Genomic DNA, 20697 nt, shown 5'->3' with positions numbered 1-20697 from the left:
GTGACGCGCGAGGGACGTCGATCTCCGGCCGGTCGGCGTTGAGCGTCGACGGGAGGCCGCCGGTCTACACCGGTGGAGCGTGGGGACCGTCGACTCCCGACCGGTCGGTGTTCGTCATCGGGCCGCGGGGACTGTCAGTCTCCGGCGGCCCGTTCGCGTCTCAGCGCCCCGGAGGACAGGGATCGCGCCTGGGCGGCTGGTATCGGCAACCTTGGGGCCGCCGGCTCCCGGTGAGCGGCTGTCGGGTCGCTTGAGGTCGCCGACTCGTGGTCAGGCCGGTCGTCGGTTCGCTTGGGGCCGGTGGTTCGTTGGAGCGGCTGTCGGGTCGCTTGGTGCGGCCTCCGGTGCGGTCGCTCCCGCCGGGGAGTAGCCGCGGGCATCGTGGGTCTTCCACGGCCGGTTTCCGGCACGACCACGTGCGGCTTGGGTTGTTCTCCTGATGATGCCGCACTCCAGCAGGGGTGCGGCCGTGTCGTCGCAGGGCGGGTTCCGCGTCCGGCGCGAGCCGACCGGCGGGTGCGCCGCATCTGGTAGACGTAGTCTGTGACCGACTCCGACGACGCCCTTCTGCCCCTCGAGGCTGTACGACCCGCGGAGTCGGCCAAGCGCGACCTGGGCGCCCCTGTGGCGGCCGCTGAGCTTCCCGTGGCCAGGGTGGTGGTCGACAGCCCGCTGCCGCATCTCGACAGGCCGTTCGACTATCTGGTGCCCGAGACGATGGATCGTGACGCCGTGCCCGGGGTGCGGGTGCGGGTGCGGTTCGCCGGCAAGCTGGTCGACGGGTTCCTGGTGGAGCGCCTGGCGGGCAGCGAGCACGAGGGGCGGCTGATGGCGCTCGAACGCGTCGTGTCGCCCGAGCCGGTGCTCACGCCCGAGATCGCCGGGCTGGCGCGCGCCGTCGCCGACCGCTACGCGGGGACGATGGCCGACGTGCTGCGCCTCGCGATCCCGCCCCGGCACGCTCGCGTGGAGTCCGAGCCCGCGGCGCCCGCCGTCCGGGGCAGGAAGGCGGACCCGGCCGCTCCAACGGCGGCCACGTCGACCGGTTCCGCATCCCCGGGAACCGACGACCTCAGCAGCCCGGCGGCGGCCATGACGACCGGTTCCGCCACTCCGGCGGCCGACGACCTCGGCGGCCCGGCGGGGGCCACGATGACCGGCCCTGCGACCCCGGCAGACGACGACCTCGGCGCCAAGGCGGCGGCCCCAGGAGGCGACCTCGCCGCCCCTGCCCGAGCCATGGCGAGCGAGCCACTCGACGCCGCCACGGCCACGCCCGGCGGCCCCGTCGACCCGGTCGGGACCATGGCGAACGGCCCCGTCACGCCGGCACGGGAGGCGGCGAGCGACTCCGCCTACCCCGCCACGGCGAGTGACTCCGTCGACCCCGCCACGGCGAGCGACTCCGCCTACCCCGCCACGGCGAGCGGTCCCGTCATACCTGTCAGGGGCGCGGCGAGCGACTCCGTCGACCCGGCCTGCGCCACGGCGAGCGACTCCGTCGACCCGGCCAGCGCCACGGCGAGCGGCCCCGTCGACTCGGCCACGGCCACGGCCACGGCGGGCGGCCCCGTCATGCCGGTCAGGGGCGCGGCCGGCGGTCCCGCCGTTGCGGCGAAGGAGCCGCCAGCGGACCAAGGCGCCGGAGGCGACGCGACGCGGGACGATCCCACCAGCGGGAACCACCCGGATCGCCCATCCGGCACCGGGGCGGGAAACGGGAGCGCCTGGGATCCGTACCCCATGGGCGCCTCCTTCCTCGACGCCCTCGCCAACGGCAGGTCGCCGCGAGCCGTCTGGAGTGCCCTGCCCGGCGGCGTCGGCTGGACCCGTCCCGTGGCCGAGGCCGTCAGGGCGACGCTGGACGGCGGCAGGGGCGCGGTCGTCGTCGTCCCCGACGGCAAGGACGTCACGCTCGCCGACCAGGCGCTGTCCGACGTGCTCGGCCCCGGCAGGCACGTCGCCCTCACCGCCGACCTCGGTCCCGCCGAGCGCTACCGAAGGTGGCTGCGCGTGCTGCGCGGCCAGGTGAGGGCGGTCGTCGGCACCAGGGCGGCGATGTTCGCCCCGGTGGAGAAGCCTGGCCTGCTGGTCATCTGGGACGACGGCGATGACCTGCACGCCGAGCGGCTGGCCCCCTACCCGCACGCCAGGGAGGTGCTGGCGCTGCGCGCCCACCGGACGGGTGCGGGCATGCTCATCGGCGGTTACTCCCGTACGGCGGAGTCCACCCAGCTCATCGCCGCCGGGTGGGCCAGGCCCATCGTGGCGGGCAGGCAGGCGATCAGGTCGGTCGCGCCGCGCGTACGGCCCGCGGGGGAGGACGGCGAGCTCGCCAAGGACCAGGCGGCGCGCGCCGCCAGGCTGCCCAGCCTCGCCTGGCGGGCCCTGCAGCAAGGGCTTGCCGACGGGCCCGTGCTCGTGCAGGTGCCGCGGCGCGGCTACCTCCCCTCGCTGGCCTGCCGTACGTGCAGGGCGCCGGCCAGGTGCGTACACCCGCCGACCCGCGCGACGATCACGGGGGAGCAGCTGTGTCACGGGCCGCTGGCGCTGCGCGGCGGGCACGCGGCGCCGTACTGCCGGTGGTGCGGGCGGATCGCGGGGGACTGGCGCTGTCCCACGTGCGGTGACAGCAGGATCCGCGCCTCGGTGGTGGGCGCCCGGCGCACCGCCGAGGAGCTGGGGCGCGCCTTCCCGTCGGTTCCGGTGAAGACCTCGGGGCGCGACGGCGTGCTGGCGACGGTGGGTCCGGGGCGCGCGCTGGTGGTGGCCACGCCGGGCGCCGAGCCCGTGCCTGAGGGCGGCTACGCGGCGGCGGTGCTGCTGGACGGGTGGGCGATGCTGGGCAGGGCCGACCTGCGGGCCGCGGAGGAGGCCGTGCGGCGCTGGATGAACGCCGCCGCGCTGCTGCGGCCGCGGGCCGAGCTGGTGGTGCTGGCCGACGCGGCGATGCCGGCCGTCCAGGCGCTGCTGCGCTGGGACCCGGTCACCCACGCCGAGCGGGAGCTGGCCGAGCGGCGCGAGCTCGGCTTCCCTCCCGCGGTACGCATGGCGACGCTCACGGGCACGCCGGCGGCGGTCAGGGAGATGCTCGGCGAGGTACGGCTGCCGCCGGAGGCGCAGGTGCTCGGCCCCGTCCCGGTGGAGACGCGGCGCGCCGAGGGCGAGCAGGAGCGCGCGATGATCCGGGTGCCGAGAGCCCTGGGGCAGCAGTTGGCAACGGCGTTGAAAGGGGCGATGGGGGTGCGTGCGGCACGTAAGGCGCAGGAAGTCGTGAGGGTAAGTGTTGACCCTCTCGACCTGATATAGCCCGTTTCCCCGATTCGCGCGGGCGTAGGTAACCCGTTAGCGTCACCCTGTGTCGATCGAATGGGTGAACCGAGCCATCGACGATCTGCGCGCCTGGGGCCGGGCGCACGAAGTCGACGTGGACGCGGACGAGATCCGCCTGCTCTGCGACTACGCCAGCGACTATCTCAACGTGACCCAGCTCGGCGGGTTCACGCCCGCCACGTTCGAAGAGCTGCTGCTGTCCATCTATCCGCGCAAGGTCATCGCGCCGCCGGAGAGCGCGCAGGAGACCGTCGCGGCCTCCGGCACGCTCGTCGACTTCCTGCTCGACCGCGGCGAGATCGCGGCCGGGATCGCGGCGGAGATGCGCGCCAAGCTGGCCGAGATCGAGCCGGAGATGGTCACCGCGCTGGCCGACCCGGCCAACTTCGGCATGGCCAAGAGCCTGTTCAGCGCGATCGGGCCGGAGTCGCTCGAGCAGTCGATCGCCATCCCCGCCGGCGAGCTGTCCGAGCCGCCCGAGCTGGGCGAGGCGCCGTGCGACTGCCCGGCCTGCGCGCCGCTGCCGGCCGTACGGCTGGCGCCACGGCACGAGCTGGTGGCGGCGCTGGAGGAGGTGCCGATCCTGGCCGAGGCCCGGCGGCTGCGCGCCTGGGTGGCCGAGCGGGGCTCCACGCCGACCGTGAAGGGGCGGCTGCGGGTCAAGGACGCCGCCGCGGCGCCCGTGCCGTACCCGCGGCTGTTGTGGGACCTCGGACGGCTGCCGCGCTCCGACGACCCGCTGGAGACGTGGGCGCGCACGGTGGAGTTCCTGCTGGACAAGGACACCGGCGGCCAGGTCACCGGCTCGGCCGAGCTCGACGAGGAGCTCTACGACCTGTTCGACATGCTCTACCGCCTGCAGACCCCGGCGCCGGTGAGCGTCGTCGAGGAGTTCCTGGAGGAGCTGACCGACTACAGCGGGGCCGACGTCGAGACCGCGCTCGACCGGCTGGCCCACTGCGGGCTGCTCGACCGCGCGGGTGACGTCGTCGTCCTCACCCCTCTGGCCGGCTACGGCATGCGCCGCCTCTACCTGGGCCACGGCCTCGACGCGCCCGAGGCCGAGGACCTCGCCGAGGCCGACGCGATGGGCCTGATCGAGGGGCTGCTGTCCGGTGTCCCGACGGAGCTGGCCGAGGACGACATCCAGCGCTGGCTGGCGCGCAGGAGCCCGGCCGAGGCCGCGGGCGAGCTGCTGTCGGCCGCCGGTGGCGCGCCGGCGGTGGCCCGCGGCATCGCGGTCACCATCGTCGACCAGCTCGACTCGGCGGCCGAGAGCGCGGTCAGGGCGTGCCTGGAGGACCAGGAGCTGCGACCGCACGCCATCCACTGGCTGACCGCCCGAGGCCTGCCCGCGCCGCCGCTCACCCAGGAGGAGCTGCTGTGGGTGAGCGTCGACATGCTGGCCCTGGCGATGCCCGCCGCCGAGGAGGACCCGGAGATCTTCGCCGAGAACATCACCGCCTCGGGGCCGCCCGCCCACCTGATCGAGGAGATGTGGCGGGTCGACCATCCCGACGTCGTCGAGGTGCTCGAACTGCTCGGCCGGTCCATCCCCGACGGCACCCTGGCCAAGGCCGCCAGGAAGGCCGCCTTCAAGGCCCGCTCTCGCGCGATCGGTACCTCCATGTGACGGCTGTGCAGTAAGTTTCCTGAGTGGCAAACAACGTCTTCGACCTCACCGAGCTGCGCAAGCCTCCTCAGATCGAGGACAAGCGCGTCGAAGGCCTGGTCTTCCCGCCGGTCGCCCTGGCGTCCGACGCCGACCTGGCCAGAGCCGTGCCGAAGGTGCCGCTGGTCGCCGACGCGCTGCGCCTGACGGCGTGGACGGGCACCCGTCCCGTCACCGAGCACGGCCTGCTGTCCGCGGCCGACGCGGAGGCGGCCGTGGCCGAGCTCGGCCTGGAGGCCTCGCGGCTGCGCCTGCTGTGGGTGGTCGCGGTCAACACCGGCCTGCTGCAGATCATGAGGGGTACGGCCAGCCGTGGCCCGCTCTCGCTCCAGCTGCCCGTCGAGGCGACGCTGGAGTTCTGGGACGGCGTGGTGATGGACGTCCTCGACCGCGCCGACGAGGGGCTGACCGGCTCCGCGGTGATCGACGAGCACCTGGCGGAGACGCTGGCCACCGTCTACTCCGTCCGCACCGGGGTGGCCGCCGCCACCCTGGCCAAGGGCATCCTCCACTCCCACGAGGTCGCCTGCGACCCAGGCGCGGCCGAGCTGCGCCACCTGGCGGCCGTCCTGCCCGCCGCGCTCTACGACGCGCTGGCCCTGCTCGAGTACTGCGGCCTGGTCGAGCAGACCACCACCGGCCACTTCCGGCTCACCCCGCTCGGGGTGTGGGCGGTCCGCCGTGACCTGCTGCGCGAGGGCCACGACGCGCCGACGGCGGCGGAGGTCGAGGTCTACTCCGACTACGCCGCCGCCGAGCTGGTCGAGGCGATGATCACCGGCGCGGTCACGCCCAGCGTGGTCGCCCACTGGCTGGAGCGCCGCTCGCCCGAGTCGGCCGCGCACGAGCTGGTCCAGGTCGCCGCCACGGGCACGGCGGGCCAGCGCGGCGCGGTCGGCACCGTCCTGGAGGAGCTCGGCCCGGAGGCGGAGCTGCCCGTCCGCAAGGCCCTCGACGAGCCGCTCATGTGGCGCTACGCCGCCTCCTGGCTGCACATCCGCGACCTGCCCGCGCCGCCGCTCACCCCCGACGACCACACCTGGATCGCGATCGACTCGCTGGCCGCGCTCCTCTACGTCGCCGACGCGCCAGGGGCCATGGGCTCCTTCGACGTGCTGGAAGCCGGCGAGGAGCTGGTGCGCATGGTCGGCGAGATGGCCGCGGTCGACCACCCCGACACGGTCGCCGTCCTCGAACTGCTGGCCGACCACCACGGCGACCAGGCGGTGGCCAAGGCGGCGCGGAAGGCGGCGCTGAAGGCCCGCTCGTCGAGGGCGATGCCGATCGGCTAGCCGGGCCGGTGGCAGCGTGGCCGCTGGTCAGTGGCCGTCCGGAAGACGATTCCCTGACCGCGCCTTTCTCACCGGTAAACTGGGGTGATCCCATCTATGCGAAACGGAGTACCCCTTGTCCATTCAGTCGATCCGGCTGTTCGGTGACCCGGTGCTGCGCACCCCGGCGGCCCCGGTCGTCGACTTCGACAAGGAGCTGCGCAAGCTGGTCAAGGACCTCACCGACACGATGATGGACGCGCCAGGCGCGGGTCTCGCCGCCCCGCAGATCGGCGTCGGCCTGCGCGTGTTCACCTACTACATCGACGACCAGCTCGGGCATCTGGTCAACCCCGACCTCGATCTGTCGTCGGAGCTCGACGAGGAGGGCGAGGAGGGCTGCCTGTCCTTCCCCGGGCTGTCGTTCCCGACGCCGCGCGCCATCCGCGCGGTCGCCAAGGGCTTCAACATGCACGGCGAGCCCGTCGTACTGGAGGGCACCGACCTGATGGCCAGGTGCTTCCAGCACGAGACCGACCACCTCGACGGCATCCTGTTCATCGACAGGATGGACCCCAAGCAGCGCAAGCTGGCGATGAAGGAGATCCGCGAGGCGGAGTGGAGCGGGCTGCAGGCGCCCACCGTCAAGTTCTCACCCCACGCCACGGGCGGGAGGGCTCTCTGACGATGCGCCTGGTCTTCGCCGGCACACCCGAGACCGCGCTGCCCTCGCTGCGCGCCCTGATCGACTCGCCGCGCCACGAGGTGGTGGCGGTGGTCACCCGCCCGGACGCCCCCGCGGGCCGCGGGCGCGCGCTGCACCCCAGTCCCGTGGCCGAGCTGGCCGCCGCCGAGGGCATCGAGGTGCTGCGTCCGGCCAAGGCCGGCGATCCTGAGTTCCTCGACCAGCTGCGGGAGCTGGCGCCGGACTGCTGCCCGGTGGTCGCCTACGGCGCGCTGCTGCCGCAGGCCGCGCTCGACATCCCGCGTCACGGCTGGATCAACCTGCACTTCTCGCTGCTTCCCGCATGGCGGGGCGCGGCTCCGGTGCAGCACGCCGTCCTGCACGGCGACGAGATCACCGGCGCGGCCACCTTCCAGATCGTGAAGGAGCTCGACGCGGGCCCCGTCTACGGGGTGGTCACCGAGGAGGTCAAGGCCACCGACACCAGCGGCGAGCTGCTGGCCAGGCTGGCCGTCTCGGGTGCGGGTCTGCTGGCCGCGACCCTCGACGGGGTCGAGGACGGCACGCTCGAAGCCAGACCCCAGCCGCTCGACGGGGTGTCGATCGCGCCGAAGATCTCCGTGGACGACGCGCGGATCGACTGGAACGCGTCCGCGATGCGCGTCGACCGGCTGGTGCGCGCCTGCACGCCCAACCCCGGAGCGTGGACCACGTTCCGTGACCAGCGGGTCAAGATCGGCCCCGTACGGCCCGCCGCCTCGGCCGACCGGCTGGCCCCAGGCGAGCTCGTGGTGGGCAAGAACACCGTGCTCGTCGGCACCGGCACCCACCCGGTGGAGCTGGGCGAGGTGCAGCCGCAGGGCAAGCGGCTCATGACGGCGGGGGAGTGGGCGCGCGGGGTGCGCGCCACGGCGGCGGATCGGCTGGCGTGATGGCGGATCGAGGGGCGGCTTCCGGCGGCGGTGGTCCGCGTCGCGGGGGTTCTTCGGGCGGCCGGAGGCCTTCGGGCGGTCCGGGTGGTGCGGGACGGCGCGGCGGGCGGCCACCGGCCCGTGACGAGGCCCGCAACGCCGCCTACGACCTGCTGAGAGCCGTCGACGAGCGCGACGCCTACGCCAACCTGCTCATGCCGCGCCTGCTGCGCGATCGCCGGCTGAAGGGCAGGGACGCCGCCCTGGCCACCGAACTGGCCTACGGCACCCTGCGCGGCCTCGGCAGCTACGACGCGATCATCGCGATGTGCGGCGACCGCGAGCCCGACCCCGCCGTGCGCGACGCCCTGCGCCTGGGCGCCCACCAGCTGCTCAAGATGCGCATCCCGCCGCACGCCGCCGTCGGCACCACCGTCGACCTGGTACGGCTGCGCATCGGCACCGGCGCCTCCCGCTTCGCCAACGCCGTCCTCCGCAAGATCGCCTCCAGGACGCTCGACGAGTGGATCACGATCGTCGCGCCGTCCGCCGACACCGACCCGGTCGGCCACCTGGCGATCGCCCACAGCCATCCCCGCTGGGTCGTCAGCGCCTTCCGCGACGCGCTCGGCCACGACGCCGGCGAGACGGCCGACCTGCTGGCCGCCGACAACGCAAGGCCGGTGGTGACGCTCGTGGCCAGGCCGGGGCGCAGTTCGGTCGAGGAGCTCGAGGAGTCCGGCGCCGAACCCGGCCGCTACTCGCCGTACGCGGCCTACCTCCCGGAGGGCGACCCCGGGCAGATCCTCGCGGTGGCCGAGACCCGCGCCGCCGTCCAGGACGAGGCGAGCCAGCTCGTCGCGCTCGCGCTGACCAGGGTGCCGCTCGACGGGCCCGACGAGCGGTGGCTGGACATGTGCGCCGGCCCCGGCGGCAAGGCCGGCCTGCTCGACGCGATCGCCACGCACGGCGACCTGGCCGCGGCCAAGAGCGGGCAGGTGCCGTTCGCCTTCCCGGGCGGGGCCCGGATGCTGGCCGCCGACGTGCAGTACCATCGGGCCCGCCTGGTCTGGCAGACCACCCGGCAGGCCGCGGTGATCACCGCGGACGGCGCCGAGCCCGCCTGGCGGCCCGGCTCCTTCGACCGCGTGATGCTCGACGCGCCGTGCACGGGGCTGGGCGCCCTGCGCCGCCGCCCGGAGGCCAGGTGGCGGCGTGACCCCGCGAGCGTGGCCGAGCTGGGCGAGCTGCAACGCCGGCTGCTCGACACCGCCCTCGACTCCCTGCGGCCCGGCGGGGTCGTCGCCTACGTCACCTGCTCGCCGCATCTGGCCGAGACCCAGGTGGTGGTGGCCGACACGCTCAAGCGCAGGGACGACGCCGAACAGCTCGACGCCCGCGCCTTCCTGCCCGGGATCGACGGCCTCGGGCAGGGCCCGCACGCGCAGTTCTGGCCGCACCGCCACGGCACGGACGCCATGTTCCTGGCCCTGCTGCGCAGGCGGTCCTGACCGCTACTGCTTCAGCGAGGCCAGCACCTCCAGGTAGTGCGGGTTGACCATGAGGCCGAGGACGTTGCCGAACGGGTCCACGACCGAGGCCGTGCGGAAACCGGCGTCCCCCCAGCTCACCGCCGGCTGGTACTCCTTGGCGCCCATGGAGACCAGCCGCTCCACCGCGGCGTCGAGGTCGTCGACGTGCCAGTAGACGACCGCGCCGCCCGGCTCCGTCGCGGCGCCCTCGGGGGCGTAGCCGCTCTGGCACAGGCCGAACTCGTGCTGGTAGTCGCCGATGCGGTACTCGACGTAGGCGAGGGCGCCGTCGCGGCCGGGCCGCTCGAAGTACGGCTCGATGCCGAACACCTCGGTGTACCACCGCTTGGCGGCCTCCAGGTCGTCGGCCCAGAAGCAGGTGGTGGTGAGGCCTCGCAGCATGGGTGGCTCCTTCGCGTTCTCGGTTCGGTCCCGGTGAGTGACAGGTCTCATTCTTCTCGTCAAAGTGCTCATCAAATGAGCACTTTGTTTTGCGACACTGAGAACCATGCGAGCTGATCGTCTGGTCGCCGCCCTGCTGCTGATGCAGTCGAGGGGCCGGATCACCGCGGCCGAGCTGGCCGAGGAGCTCGAGGTCTCGGTGGCCACCGCCAGACGCGACCTCGAGGCGCTGTCGGCGGCGGGCATCCCCGTCTATCCCCAGCCGGGCAGGGGCGGCGGCTGGTCGCTGCTCGGCGGCGCCCGCACCGACCTCAGCGGGCTGACCGCGGCCGAGGCCCAGGCGCTGTTCCTGCTGGTCGGCCCGGCCGCCGCCATCGCCCCCGAGGTCAAGTCGGCGCTGCGCAAGCTCGTGCGGGCGCTGCCCCAGACGTTCAGGGCCGAGGCCGAAGCCGCCGCCAGCGCCGTCGCCATCGACCCCGCCAGGTGGGGCGAGCACGGCAGGCGGCGGCCCGAACTGGTCGACCTCCTGCAGCGGGCCACCGTCCAGAGGCTGAAGGTCCGCCTGTCCTACGCCGGCCGGTCCAAGGAGCGCACCGAACGCCTCGTCGACCCGTGGGGCCTGGTCGACAAGGACGAGGTGTGGTACCTGCTGGCCGGCACCGACAAGGGGCAGCGCACCTTCAGGGTCGACAGGATCGCCGAGGCGGTCGTGACGGACCAGCCGTTCGAACGGCCCGCCGGCTTCGACCTCACGCAGGCGTGGGAGCGGGTGGTCGACGAGGTGGAGCGGCACCGCTCCACGCTGTCGGCCACCGTGCTCATCCACGCCCGCCTCGTGCCCGTCCTGCGCGACCACTTCGGACGGCACTGCGAGGTGGAGGCCACCCAGGACGACGGGCGGGCCCGGGTCAGGGTCGCGGCGCCGACCCCGCTGATGATCGCCCAGCAGCTGGCGGGATGGGGGGCGCTCGTCGAGGTCGTGGACGGGCCGGAGGTACGGGCCGAACTCGCCAGGCTCGGCGCCGAACTGGTCGCGCTGCACGGCACGCCGGCCGCCGGATCGCCGCAGGGCCCGGCGCGGGACACCTGACGGCCTGCCGGGCGGCGGGATCGGTCCGGGGGATGGCGGCCGGTGGGATCGGTTCGGGGGACGGCGGCCGGTCGGATCGGTTCGGGGGACGGCGGCCGGTGGCATCGGTTCGGGGGGCGGCGGGTGCGGAGCCGCGGGAAGGGCTTCACTACACTCGGGGCCATCATGGCCGTTCAGATCTCTCCCAGCATCCTGTCCGCTGACTTCGCCCGTCTCGCCGACGAGGCCGCCCGCGTGCCGAACGCCGACTGGCTGCACGTCGACGTCATGGACAACCACTTCGTGCCGAACCTCACCCTCGGCCTGCCGGTCGTCGAGGCGCTCCTCAAGGCCACCTCGACGCCGATCGACTGCCATCTGATGATCACCGACCCTGATCGGTGGGCACCCGGCTACGCGGAGGCGGGCGCCGGCAGCGTGACCATCCACGCCGAGGCGGCCAAGGCCCCCGTGCGCACGCTGCGCCAGATCCGCGCCGCGGGAGCCAGGGCGGGCTTCGCGCTCAACCCGGCGACGGCCGTCGAGCCGTACGAGGACCTGCTCGGCGAGATCGACATGCTGCTGCTGATGACGGTGGAGCCCGGGTTCGGCGGGCAGAAGTTCCTCGACGTGGTGCTGCCGAAGATCCGCCGGGCGCGGTCGCTGATCGCCAGGCACGGGGGTCAGATCTGGCTCCAGGTCGACGGCGGGGTGGCGGCCGACACGATCGAGCGGTGCGCCGAGGCCGGGGCCGACGTGTTCGTGGCGGGCAGCGCGGTGTACGGCGCCGCCGACCCGGCCGCGGCGATCGACAAGCTCAGAGACCTGGCCAGCCCGTACGCGGACTGACACCCAGGCTGCCACGCGCCTCCTCGCCCCCACCCCACCCGGCTTGCAGCCTGGTCTGCCCCGCAGCGGGCATCCGGTCTGCCGGGTGGCGGAAACGGCGGGCTTGCGCGGCGTCCGCGGGTGGGGACCACTGTGCCGCGCGGCATGCCCGGACGGCCCGGTTTGCCGCCGTCTGCCCTGGGTGGCCGGGTCTGCAGCCCCCGGTCTGCCGTGGGGTGGCCGGGTTTGCGGACCGCCCCGACCTGCCCTGCGCGGCCGGGTTCGCAGCGCCACCGCGTGGATGCCCGGCCGACCGCATGATCCGCGGTGTCGCGGCAGATCGTGCGGTGGTCCCGGCGGGGCGGGACGACCCGGGTGGCGTCCGCGATGCGTGGCGACCGATCAGGGCCGTGGATTAGCGCCGCGCGGAACATAGGTTCATCGCCTCCCGGGTAATTGAACACTTATGGAGGATCACGGGCTGTTCGGGCCGCAATCGGTGACATGGCGGGTGATGGGGGAGCCCATCCTGTTGGTGGGCGGCTTCCGCGCCCTGCTCATGCAGGGCCTGCACCCCAGGGCGATGCGCGGCGTGCTGCAGAACTCCGCGCTCATGGATCCGGCCGAGTCGTGGTCGCGTTTCCAGCGCACGACCGAGTTCGTGAGGGTCCGGACGTACGGCACGCGCGCCGATGTCGAGCGGGCCGGCGCCAGGGTCAGGAGGATCCACGCCACCCTGACGGCCCTCGACTACGACACCGGGGAGCGCTTCCGCCTCGACGATCCCGAGGCGCTGCGCTGGGTGCACGTCGGCGAGGTCGACTCCTACCTGACGGTGGCCCGCAGGGCGGGGGTGCGGCTGACCGACGACGAGGCCGACGCGTTCGTGGCGGAATGGCGGGCGGCGGCCGAGGTGGTCGGCCTGTCACCGGCGGACGTGCCAGGCTCGGTGGGCGAACTGCAGGACTACATCCGCGCGGCCCGACCGGGGCTGCGGTTCGTGCCCGAGGCGGCGCATCCGCTGCGGCTGTCGTTCAACGCGCCGCTGCCGTTGCGCCTGACGCCGCTGAAGCCGATGCTGCCGGCGCTGACGCTGCTGGCGTTCGCGACGCTGCCGCGGTGGGCCCGCCGGCTGTACGGGCTGCCCGCGACGCCGGTGGGGGACCTGTGGGCGACCGCGTCGCTGCGGGCGCTGCACACGGGGCTCGGGTTCGTGCCGGCCCAGGTCCGCTACGCCCCGGCGGCCCGCCGCGCCCGCCGCCTCATGGCGGCCTGACCTCCCCACCCCCTGCACGGCACGCCGGGTCACCCCCTGTACGGCACGCCGGGTCACCCCCTGTACGGCACGCCGGCCCACCCCCTGTACGGCACGCCGGGTCACGCGCCTCCGCCCGGCACGTGGACGCGTCCTCCGAAGGGACGCTCCTCGTGCGGCGATGGCCGACCTCCCAACGGCGCCGACCCTTACCGGACCTGCACCCGCCTGGACCCACACCCGCACCCGCGCTCGGCCGCGTCCTTGGTCTCATTCACGGCGACACACCCATCGCGTCAGCTGAACAGGCACGTGCGTCCGGGCCGGGCGCGTCAGGAGCAGGCGGGCGTCTGGGGCATGGCTCGGCCCTTCGCCTCCTCGGTGAGGGCGGCGAAGAACGCGCTTTTGGTTGGCGTCGTCATCAGGCGCTCACCGCCTCGGCGCTCTCGATGCGAGCCATAACATCCGACATTCGGTAGCGCCGATGACTGCATGCGCTTGCGACCGGGACCGTCTCCAGCCGACAGGTAAGCATTCGTGACCGTTTGCGAAGCGCTGCCGTACATGGCAACGGTGGTCCGCGGGGGAAGAGAGAAGGGGGTCGTTCTGGCGATTCGTGATGATGGGGTTCCACGGGTCGTGTTCTTCTGTGTGATTGGGGTCGCTCTGTTTCCAGTTGTGCAAACCTTGCAGTGTGTTGCACTAGCGCAATGTTCCACGCCTGGTCAGGACCTCCCTACTCGGCAACTATGGACTAGTGCTGGACTGGTCCATGTCTTAATTGGAAGGGAACAATCAAGTGATGGCCCCGACATTGCACCGGCCAGATCCGCCATATCTGCAGGTCGTGGCGCACATCAGGCAGCAGATCATGTCTGGTGAGCTGCGCGAGGGTGATCGAGTCCCCACCGGGCGCCAGATCGCCGAGGAATGGGGCGTGGCGATTGCCACAGCGACCAAGGTGATCACCACCTTGCGTAGCGAGGGGCTTGTCGATGCAGCTCCAGGTCGAGGAACGGTTGTGAGAGCAGCGACAGCCTCGCACTCGTCCACCGACCGGGCCTTGGCTGTCCGTCGTACTGGTCGCATCTATCCGCCGGGTGAGCATGCCAAGATTCAGTCCGCAGCGTTGGTCAACGCGACTGATCGGGCTGCAGACGCGTTGGGGATTCAGGAAGGGGCGCTCGCGATTTGTCGGCGGCGGGTGACCTACCGAGGTGACCAGCCCGTCTCGGCCTCTGTTTCTTGGTTCGACGGAAGGCTTGCCGAGATCGCGCCCCGACTTCTGGAGACCGGGCGGATCTTGCAGGGCACCTTCGGTTACGTCTCCGAAGTGACCGGGCGCGCCCCCAAGATCGTGCGAGACAAGATCGCCGCCGACGTCGCTACAGCGGAAGATAGCCAAGCCTTGGGCGTCCTCCTGGGATCGCCGGTTCTACGCGGCAGGAACTGGATTTACGACGCCGACGGCGTCGCGATCGAGTACGGCGAGTACGTGTCGGCCGCGCTTCGCTGGCAGGCATACGAGTTCGACATCACCGACAACTAGGGGATCCCAGTGAAACTGCTGCATTCGGGCAAGGTGCGCGACGTCTACGCGGATGGCGACGACCTCATCCTGGTCGCCTCAGACCGCGTCTCTGTCTATGACGTGGTGCTGCCGACGCCCATCCCCGACAAGGGGAAGATCCTCACGCAGCTGTCGCTGTGGTGGTTCGACCAGCTCACCGATGTCTTCCCCAACCACGTGATCAGCGGTACCGATGTGCCAGCCGAGTGGGCGGGCCGTGCTGTACGGTGCCGCCGCCTGAAGATGCTGCCGGTGGAGTTCATCGCCCGCGGCTACCTCGCCGGCCTTGGACTGCAGGAGTACCAAAAGCAGGGCACCGTATCTGGCGTGCCACTCCCGGCCGGGCTGGTTGAAGGCTCCAAGCTTCCTGAGCCGATCTTTACCCCAACCACGAAGGCTGGGGTGGGCGAGGGACACGATGAGTTCATCGCCTTCAACGATGTGGTCGACCTGATCGGCAGCGACACTGCGACGAATCTTCGCGAGGTAACACTGCAGATCTACCGGCGCGGCGCGGCCATCGCCGCGGAGCGCGGCATCATCATCGCCGACACCAAACTGGAGTTCGGCCGGGCCCCGGACGGCACGCTGGTGTTGGCCGATGAAGTGCTCACCCCCGACTCCTCCCGCTTCTGGCCGGCAGACTCCTGGGAGCCAGGCCGTACCCAGCACGCCCTTGACAAGCAGTTCGTTCGTGACTGGTCGAGCACCCTCGACTGGGACCGCACCCCGCCGGGCCCGCCCGTGCCGGACGACATCGTGAAGGCCACCCGTGCCCGATACATCGAGGTGTTCGAGCGCATCACCGGCACGGCCTGGAAGGAGGGCGAATGACAGCGATAAGGAAACGCCAGCAGTTCTACGACCCGTCCCACCTGGTGCTGGAGGTCCAGGTTCTGCTCCGCGAGAGAGGCCTCGATCTCGAGGCGGCTCCAGGTGACTCCGGCATGGCTGCCGCAGGTGCGGGAATGCTCTTGCGCGCTCTCGGAGTCACCCCGGCAGTGGATGGCGTGGATGCCCTCGCGCGGTCGATGGACAAGCCATGGGCGGGCCGTGACGACGAGCGATAGAGCAAGATCGCAGTACGCGAGGGGTCCACTTGGCTGGGCCCCTCGCCATGGGTGGGACCGAATGATAGACGAATGCTCATGAAGGGCAAAGCCCTGTGGGGCGTGGACACACGACGGGGCAGCGACAGTACCCAGCAGCAGGGCCGTCAAGCACAGGATGTCTCCCTCGTAGAGGCCGACCAAATGAGGCTGCTGCCCTAGGCATTGAGTGGGAGCCCTCGTCTACGAGTTAACTCCCAGATCATGACCCCCGGGCCGGAGCTCCGGCACACACCATGACGCCGCACTACCGGCAGGCTTAAGCCACACCGCTCGTAGATCGCCGCCCGAGATCGCGAGACGGAGCGACGGCTTCCAGGTCCCGCCCCGGGGACTCCAGTCGCGCCGGGCTTTTCGGACATGGCACACTGGGGGAGAACAGAGCTAGCGTGCTCCGGGGTCGGTGAAAGTCCGAACCGGCGGTGACAGTCCGCGACCCGGCCGATGCCATCGGCCGGTTGACTCGGTGAAATTCCGGGACCGACGGTGAAAGTCCGGATGGGAGGAAGCGCGCGGGTGTCCGGTGTTCGCCGGGCGCCTCTGTGGTGCGTGCGTCGCACCCTGACATCCCCCGGGGCCCGCCGTAGCTGAGAGCTACTGGCGAGTAGGAGGTCCGGGGGTGGACGAACCCGCCCAGTCAAGGCCGGGCATTGCCGTACCCACCAAGCGCGTGGACGAGACCGACGCCCTGCACATGGCCAGGGCCGTGCGGCTGGCCGCGCTCGGTCGCGGCACCACGAGCCCCAACCCCGTGGTCGGGTGCGTCATCGTCGACGCGTCGGGAGCGCACGCGGGAGAGGGTTTCCACGCCTACGCGGGCGGACCGCACGCGGAGGCGGTGGCGCTGAGCGAGGCGGGCGAGCGCGCCAGGGGCGGCACCGCCTACGTGACGCTCGAGCCCTGCGCCCACATCGGTCGCACGGGACCGTGCTCCGAGGCGCTGCTGAAGGCGGGCGTCGCCAGGGTGGTGATCGCCGTGCCCGACCCCAACCCGACGGCCGCGGGAGGCGCCGCTCAGTTGCGCGCCCACGGGCTGCAGGTGGAGATCGGGCTGCTCGCAGAGGAGGCCGAGCGCGGCAACGCCGAGTGGCTGACCTTCATCCGGCGCGGCCGGCCCCATGTGACCTGGAAGTTCGCCGCCACGCTGGACGGCAGGTCGGCGGCCGAGGACGGCACCAGCCAGTGGATCACCTCGCCCGAGGCGCGGGCGGACGTCCACCGGCTGCGCGCCGAGTCCGACGCGATCGTCGCGGGGATCGGCACCGTTCTGGCCGACGACCCCAGGCTCACGGCCCGCCCGCCCGCGTCCGGCCCGGTCGGGGCATCCCCGACGGCCGCCGCGCCCTCGCCGGCCGCATCCGGTCCCGCATCCGCGCCCGCTTCGGTCGGCTCACCGGCTCCGGCCACCGCATCCTCCGGTTCCGCGGCCGGATCCACGTCGGCCGGATCGGCGTCTGGCGCATCCACGGTGGCCGGATCGGCGTCGGTCGGGTCCGCGTCAGCCGGATCCACGTCCGTCGGGTCCGAGTCGGTCGGCTCGCCCGGCTCGGTCGCCGGATCCCCTCCGGCCGCCGCGCCATCGTCGGCCGCACCTGGTCCCGCGGCCGGGTCGGATCCCGGGGCCGGGTCTGGTTCTGCGGCCGGGGGCGTTCCGGCCGTTGTGTCCGGGCCGGTGGAACCGGCGTCACGTCCGGCTGTCCGGGGGCTGGGGCCGGCGGGTGGCGGCGGGCCGTACCGGCAGCCGCTGCGGGTGGTCGTCGACACCGGCGGGCGCACCCCCGTGACCGCCAGGGTCCTGTCGGACGAGGCCCCCACGCTCGTCGTCGTCGCCGACGACGCCGAGACCGACCTGTCCGCCCCCGTGGTTCGCCTGCCGCGGTCGCCGGCCGGCGGGCTGGACCTGCACGCCCTGCTGGCCGAGCTGGCCCGCAGGGGGGTCGTCAGCGTGTTCCTGGAAGGCGGCGCGACCCTCGCCGGTTCCTTCATGAGGGAAGGGCTGATCGATCGCGTCGTCGCCTATCTGGCGCCCGCGCTGCTCGGGTCGGGCGGCGCCGCGCTCGGACACGCGGGGGTGCGGACGATCGCCGACACCCACCGGTTGGTCTTCGAAGAAGTAACCCCCATCGGGACGGACCTGCGGATCACCGCCCGTCCCGTGACCGAGGAGAGCTGATGTTCACCGGAATCGTGGAAGAACTGGGCGAGATCGTCGCCGTCGAACCCCTGGGCGACGCGGCGAGGCTGGCGGTGCGCGGCAAGCTCGTCACCTCCGACGCCAAGCACGGCGACTCGATCGCCGTCAACGGCGTGTGCCTGACGGTCGTCGACGTCGAGGACGAGGTGTTCACCGTCGACGTGATGCGGGAGACGCTCAGCAGGAGCTCGCTCAAGAGCGTCGAGAGCGGCGCGCGGGTCAACCTGGAGCGGGCCGTACGGGCCGATCAGCGGCTGGGTGGGCACATCGTGCAGGGCCACGTCGACGGCACCGGCGTCCTGCTGTCGCGCGAGCCGGGCGAGCGGTGGGACGACGTGCGCTTCTCGCTGCCGGCGGAGCTGAACCGCTACGTGGCCGAGAAGGGCTCGATCGCCGTGGACGGCATCAGCCTGACCGTCACCACCGTCGACGAGGAGAGCTTCGGCGTCAGCCTCATCCCGACCACGCTGGAGCTGACGACCCTGGGCGGCAGGGGCGTCGGCGACGTGGTCAACCTCGAGGTGGACGTGATCGCCAAGTACGTGGAGAAGCTGGTGGTGGCCAAGTGAGCGGCGACTTCACCGTCTTCGGCACGCCCGTCTACTGGACCGACCTGATCGGCAACGCCGCCGCGCTGGCGACGGTCGTGCTGGCCATGCGCAGGTCGGTGTGGACGTGGCCGGTGCAGCTGACCGGCGCGGTGCTGCTGTTCATCGCCTCGGTCAACGCCCACATCACCGGCAACGCGCTCAAGCAGGTGCTGTTCGGCGCGCTGGCCGTCTACGGCTGGTACAAGTGGACCAAGGGCAGGCGCGACGACGGCGGTCTGGCCGTCAGGCCCGCCACGCTGAAGGAGCGTTCGGCGCTCATCGGCACGATGGTGGTCGGCACGGTCGCGGTCGCGCTGCTGTTCACCTGGCTCAACGCGATGGGCTTGGAGATCTCGTGGGCGCCGTGGCCCGACGCCTACATCTTCGTCGGCTCGGCGGTCGCCACGTTCGCGCAGGGCAGGGCGCTGATCGACTTCTGGTGGATCTGGGTGCTGGTCGACCTGGTCGGCGTGCCGCTGGCGTTCACGTCGGGCCTGGTGGTCTCCGGCGTGGTCTACGGCGTCTTCCTCGTGCTGGTCCTGCTCGGCTTCCGCACCTGGCTGAAGCAGTACAGGACGGCGCGGACGGCGGTGCCGGCATGAGCATCGTCTTCGACTCGGTCGAACGCGCCATCCACGACATCCGCGAGGGCAGGCCCGTCGTCGTGGTCGACGACGAGAACCGCGAGAACGAGGGCGACATCATCTTCGCCGCCGCCAAGGCCACGCCCGAGCTGCTGACCTTCACCATCCGCCACACCAGCGGCGTCATCTGCGTGCCGATGGAGGGCAAGGAGCTCGACCGGCTCGGCCTGCCGCTCATGGTGGTCCAGAACAGGGAGCGGATGCGGACCGCCTACACCATCAGCGTCGACGCCCGCGACGGGATCACCACCGGTATCTCGGCGGCCGACCGGGCCAGGACCATCCGCGCCCTGGCCGACTCCGCCACCGAGCCCCAGGAGCTGGTACGGCCCGGCCACATCTTCCCGCTGCGCTACCACGAGGGCGGCGTCCTGGTCAGGAGGGGCCACACGGAGGCCGCCGTCGACCTGGCCCGCATGGCGGGGCTCAGCGCGGCCGGTGTGCTGGCCGAGATCGTCAACGACGACGGCACCATGGCCAGGCTCCCCGAGCTGCGCGCCTTCGCCGACGAGCACGACCTCGCGCTCATCTCCATCGAGCAGCTCGTGGACCACCGCCGGCGCACCGAGAGCATGGTGACCAGGGTCGCCGAGACCAGGCTGCCCAACGTCCACGGCGAGTGGCGCGCCTACGGCTACGCCAGCGCGCTCGACGGCGGCGAGCACGTCGCCCTGGTGCTCGGCGAGCTGGGCGACGGCGAGAACGTCCTGGTGCGCGCCCACTCCGAGTGCCTGACCGGCGACGTGTTCGGCTCGCTGCGCTGCGACTGCGGCGTGCAGCTCGACCGCGCGATGGCGGCCATCGCCAAGGAGGGCCGCGGCGTCGTCGTCTACCTGCGCGGACACGAGGGCAGGGGCATCGGCCTGCTGGCCAAGCTCAAGGCCTACAGCCTGCAGGACAGCGGCAGCGACACCGTCGACGCCAACCTGGAGCTGGGCCTGCCCGTCGACGCGAGAGAGTTCTCCAACGCCGGGCAGATGCTGGCCGACCTCGGCGTCAAGTCGGTCAGGCTGCTCACCAACAATCCGGCCAAGCTGCGCGGCATGGACGGCTACGGCATCAAGGTGCTGGGCCGCGAGCCGATGCCGGTGGCGGCGAACCCGTACAACGAGGCGTACCTGACGGCCAAGCGAGAGCGATTGGGGCACGAGCTGTGAGTGGAGAGGGCAGGCCGGCCGCGGCGCCGGTCGACGCGGAAGGGCTGAGCGTCGGCATCGTGGCGGCCAGCTGGCACGGGAAGATCACCGACCAGCTGGTGGCGCGGGCCGTCCAGGCGGCCCAGGACAGCGGCGCGAACGCCACGGTGGTGCGCGTCGCCGGATCGCTCGAGATCCCGGTCGTGGTCCAGGCCATGGCCAGGAGGCACGACGCGGTGGTGGCGCTCGGCGCGGTGATCCGCGGGGAGACCGCCCACTTCGACTACGTCTGCGACTCGGTCACCGCCGGTCTGACCAGGATCTCGCTCGACGAGGAGACGCCCGTCGGCAACGGCGTCCTCACCTGCGACACCCTCGACCAGGCGCTGGCCAGGAGCGGGCTGCCCGACAGCGTCGAGGACAAGGGCTACGAGTCCACGGTCGCGGCGCTGGAGACGGCGCTGGTGCTGCGCCGGCTGCGGTAGTTTTCCTTGGT

General features: G+C 72.4%; 18 protein-coding genes and 1 riboswitch. Of the genes, 17 read left to right on the top strand and 1 reads right to left on the bottom strand.

Annotation, left to right across the window (positions count from 1 at the left end):
* Positions 1-543: 543 nt before the first annotated feature.
* From ACWEVS_RS21920 to ACWEVS_RS21895, 6 genes are all read left to right on the top strand, one after another.
* Entirely contained in the window at positions 544-3309 is a 2766-nt protein-coding gene (locus ACWEVS_RS21920; protein ID WP_452553030.1) for a primosomal protein N' family DNA-binding protein, read from the top strand.
* Positions 3310-3358: 49 nt separating this feature from the next.
* Positions 3359-4966 (top strand): hypothetical protein, encoded by a 1608-nt coding sequence (locus tag ACWEVS_RS21915; protein ID WP_452412963.1) that lies wholly within the window; start codon positions 3359-3361, stop codon positions 4964-4966.
* 23 nt (positions 4967-4989) lie between these two features.
* A complete protein-coding gene (locus tag ACWEVS_RS21910; RefSeq protein WP_354910232.1) occupies positions 4990-6297 on the top strand; it encodes a hypothetical protein in 1308 nt (435 codons plus the stop codon).
* Positions 6298-6412: 115 nt separating this feature from the next.
* Positions 6413-6961 (top strand): peptide deformylase, encoded by a 549-nt coding sequence (gene def, locus ACWEVS_RS21905; RefSeq protein WP_354910234.1) that lies wholly within the window; start codon positions 6413-6415, stop codon positions 6959-6961.
* A 2-nt stretch (positions 6962-6963) separates the two neighbouring features.
* The gene (fmt, locus tag ACWEVS_RS21900; protein ID WP_452553029.1) at positions 6964-7893 is read left to right on the top strand and encodes a methionyl-tRNA formyltransferase; all 930 of its coding nucleotides are present in this window, start codon (positions 6964-6966) and stop codon (positions 7891-7893) included.
* Positions 7893-9383: an RsmB/NOP family class I SAM-dependent RNA methyltransferase gene (locus ACWEVS_RS21895; protein WP_452553027.1), complete on the top strand. Its 1491-nt coding sequence runs from the start codon at positions 7893-7895 to the stop codon at positions 9381-9383. Before fmt ends, ACWEVS_RS21895 begins: the two co-directional genes overlap by 1 nt.
* A gap of 3 nt (positions 9384-9386) precedes the next feature.
* Here ACWEVS_RS21895 and ACWEVS_RS21890 read toward each other — a convergent pair whose 3' ends face one another.
* Positions 9387-9806 (bottom strand): VOC family protein, encoded by a 420-nt coding sequence (locus ACWEVS_RS21890; RefSeq protein ID WP_449921086.1) that lies wholly within the window; start codon positions 9804-9806, stop codon positions 9387-9389.
* Positions 9807-9912: 106 nt separating this feature from the next.
* Between ACWEVS_RS21890 and ACWEVS_RS21885 the strand changes: the two genes are divergently transcribed.
* The 11 genes from ACWEVS_RS21885 (at position 9913) to ribH (ending at position 20686) form a co-directional block, all read left to right on the top strand.
* Positions 9913-10896, top strand: a complete 984-nt coding sequence (locus ACWEVS_RS21885; protein WP_449921084.1) for a helix-turn-helix transcriptional regulator — start codon at positions 9913-9915, stop codon at positions 10894-10896.
* Positions 10897-11061: 165 nt separating this feature from the next.
* Positions 11062-11724, top strand: coding sequence for a ribulose-phosphate 3-epimerase (gene rpe, locus ACWEVS_RS21880; protein WP_354910246.1), 663 nt, complete (start codon positions 11062-11064; stop codon positions 11722-11724).
* Between the two features lie 493 nt (positions 11725-12217).
* Positions 12218-12979 (top strand): oxygenase MpaB family protein, encoded by a 762-nt coding sequence (locus ACWEVS_RS21875; protein ID WP_452553025.1) that lies wholly within the window; start codon positions 12218-12220, stop codon positions 12977-12979.
* A gap of 781 nt (positions 12980-13760) precedes the next feature.
* Complete coding sequence (locus ACWEVS_RS21870; RefSeq protein WP_452553023.1) at positions 13761-14507, top strand: GntR family transcriptional regulator; 747 nt, start codon at positions 13761-13763, stop codon at positions 14505-14507.
* 9 nt (positions 14508-14516) lie between these two features.
* Complete coding sequence (locus tag ACWEVS_RS21865; RefSeq protein WP_452553021.1) at positions 14517-15362, top strand: phosphoribosylaminoimidazolesuccinocarboxamide synthase; 846 nt, start codon at positions 14517-14519, stop codon at positions 15360-15362.
* On the top strand, positions 15359-15598 hold the full coding sequence (locus ACWEVS_RS21860; RefSeq protein WP_452553019.1) for a hypothetical protein: 240 nt from the start codon (positions 15359-15361) through the stop codon (positions 15596-15598). The genes ACWEVS_RS21865 and ACWEVS_RS21860 overlap by 4 nt, the downstream gene beginning before the upstream one ends.
* Positions 15599-16022: 424 nt before the next feature.
* Positions 16023-16153: riboswitch (FMN riboswitch) on the top strand.
* Positions 16154-16256: 103 nt separating this feature from the next.
* A complete protein-coding gene (ribD, locus tag ACWEVS_RS21855; RefSeq protein ID WP_452553018.1) occupies positions 16257-17810 on the top strand; it encodes a bifunctional diaminohydroxyphosphoribosylaminopyrimidine deaminase/5-amino-6-(5-phosphoribosylamino)uracil reductase RibD in 1554 nt (517 codons plus the stop codon).
* Entirely contained in the window at positions 17810-18400 is a 591-nt protein-coding gene (locus tag ACWEVS_RS21850; RefSeq protein ID WP_452553016.1) for a riboflavin synthase, read from the top strand. The genes ribD and ACWEVS_RS21850 overlap by 1 nt, the downstream gene beginning before the upstream one ends.
* Positions 18397-19023: a nicotinamide riboside transporter PnuC gene (pnuC, locus tag ACWEVS_RS21845; RefSeq protein ID WP_449921074.1), complete on the top strand. Its 627-nt coding sequence runs from the start codon at positions 18397-18399 to the stop codon at positions 19021-19023. Before ACWEVS_RS21850 ends, pnuC begins: the two co-directional genes overlap by 4 nt.
* Positions 19020-20222, top strand: coding sequence for a bifunctional 3,4-dihydroxy-2-butanone-4-phosphate synthase/GTP cyclohydrolase II (locus ACWEVS_RS21840; protein WP_452553014.1), 1203 nt, complete (start codon positions 19020-19022; stop codon positions 20220-20222). The genes pnuC and ACWEVS_RS21840 overlap by 4 nt, the downstream gene beginning before the upstream one ends.
* Complete coding sequence (gene ribH, locus ACWEVS_RS21835; protein WP_449921068.1) at positions 20219-20686, top strand: 6,7-dimethyl-8-ribityllumazine synthase; 468 nt, start codon at positions 20219-20221, stop codon at positions 20684-20686. The genes ACWEVS_RS21840 and ribH overlap by 4 nt, the downstream gene beginning before the upstream one ends.
* The last annotated feature ends 11 nt before the right edge of the window (positions 20687-20697 follow it).

The organism is Nonomuraea sp. NPDC003754 (assembly GCF_053605785.1).
Note: the sequence above shows the minus strand (reverse complement) of the source record. Positions and strands in the feature narration are given on the sequence as shown.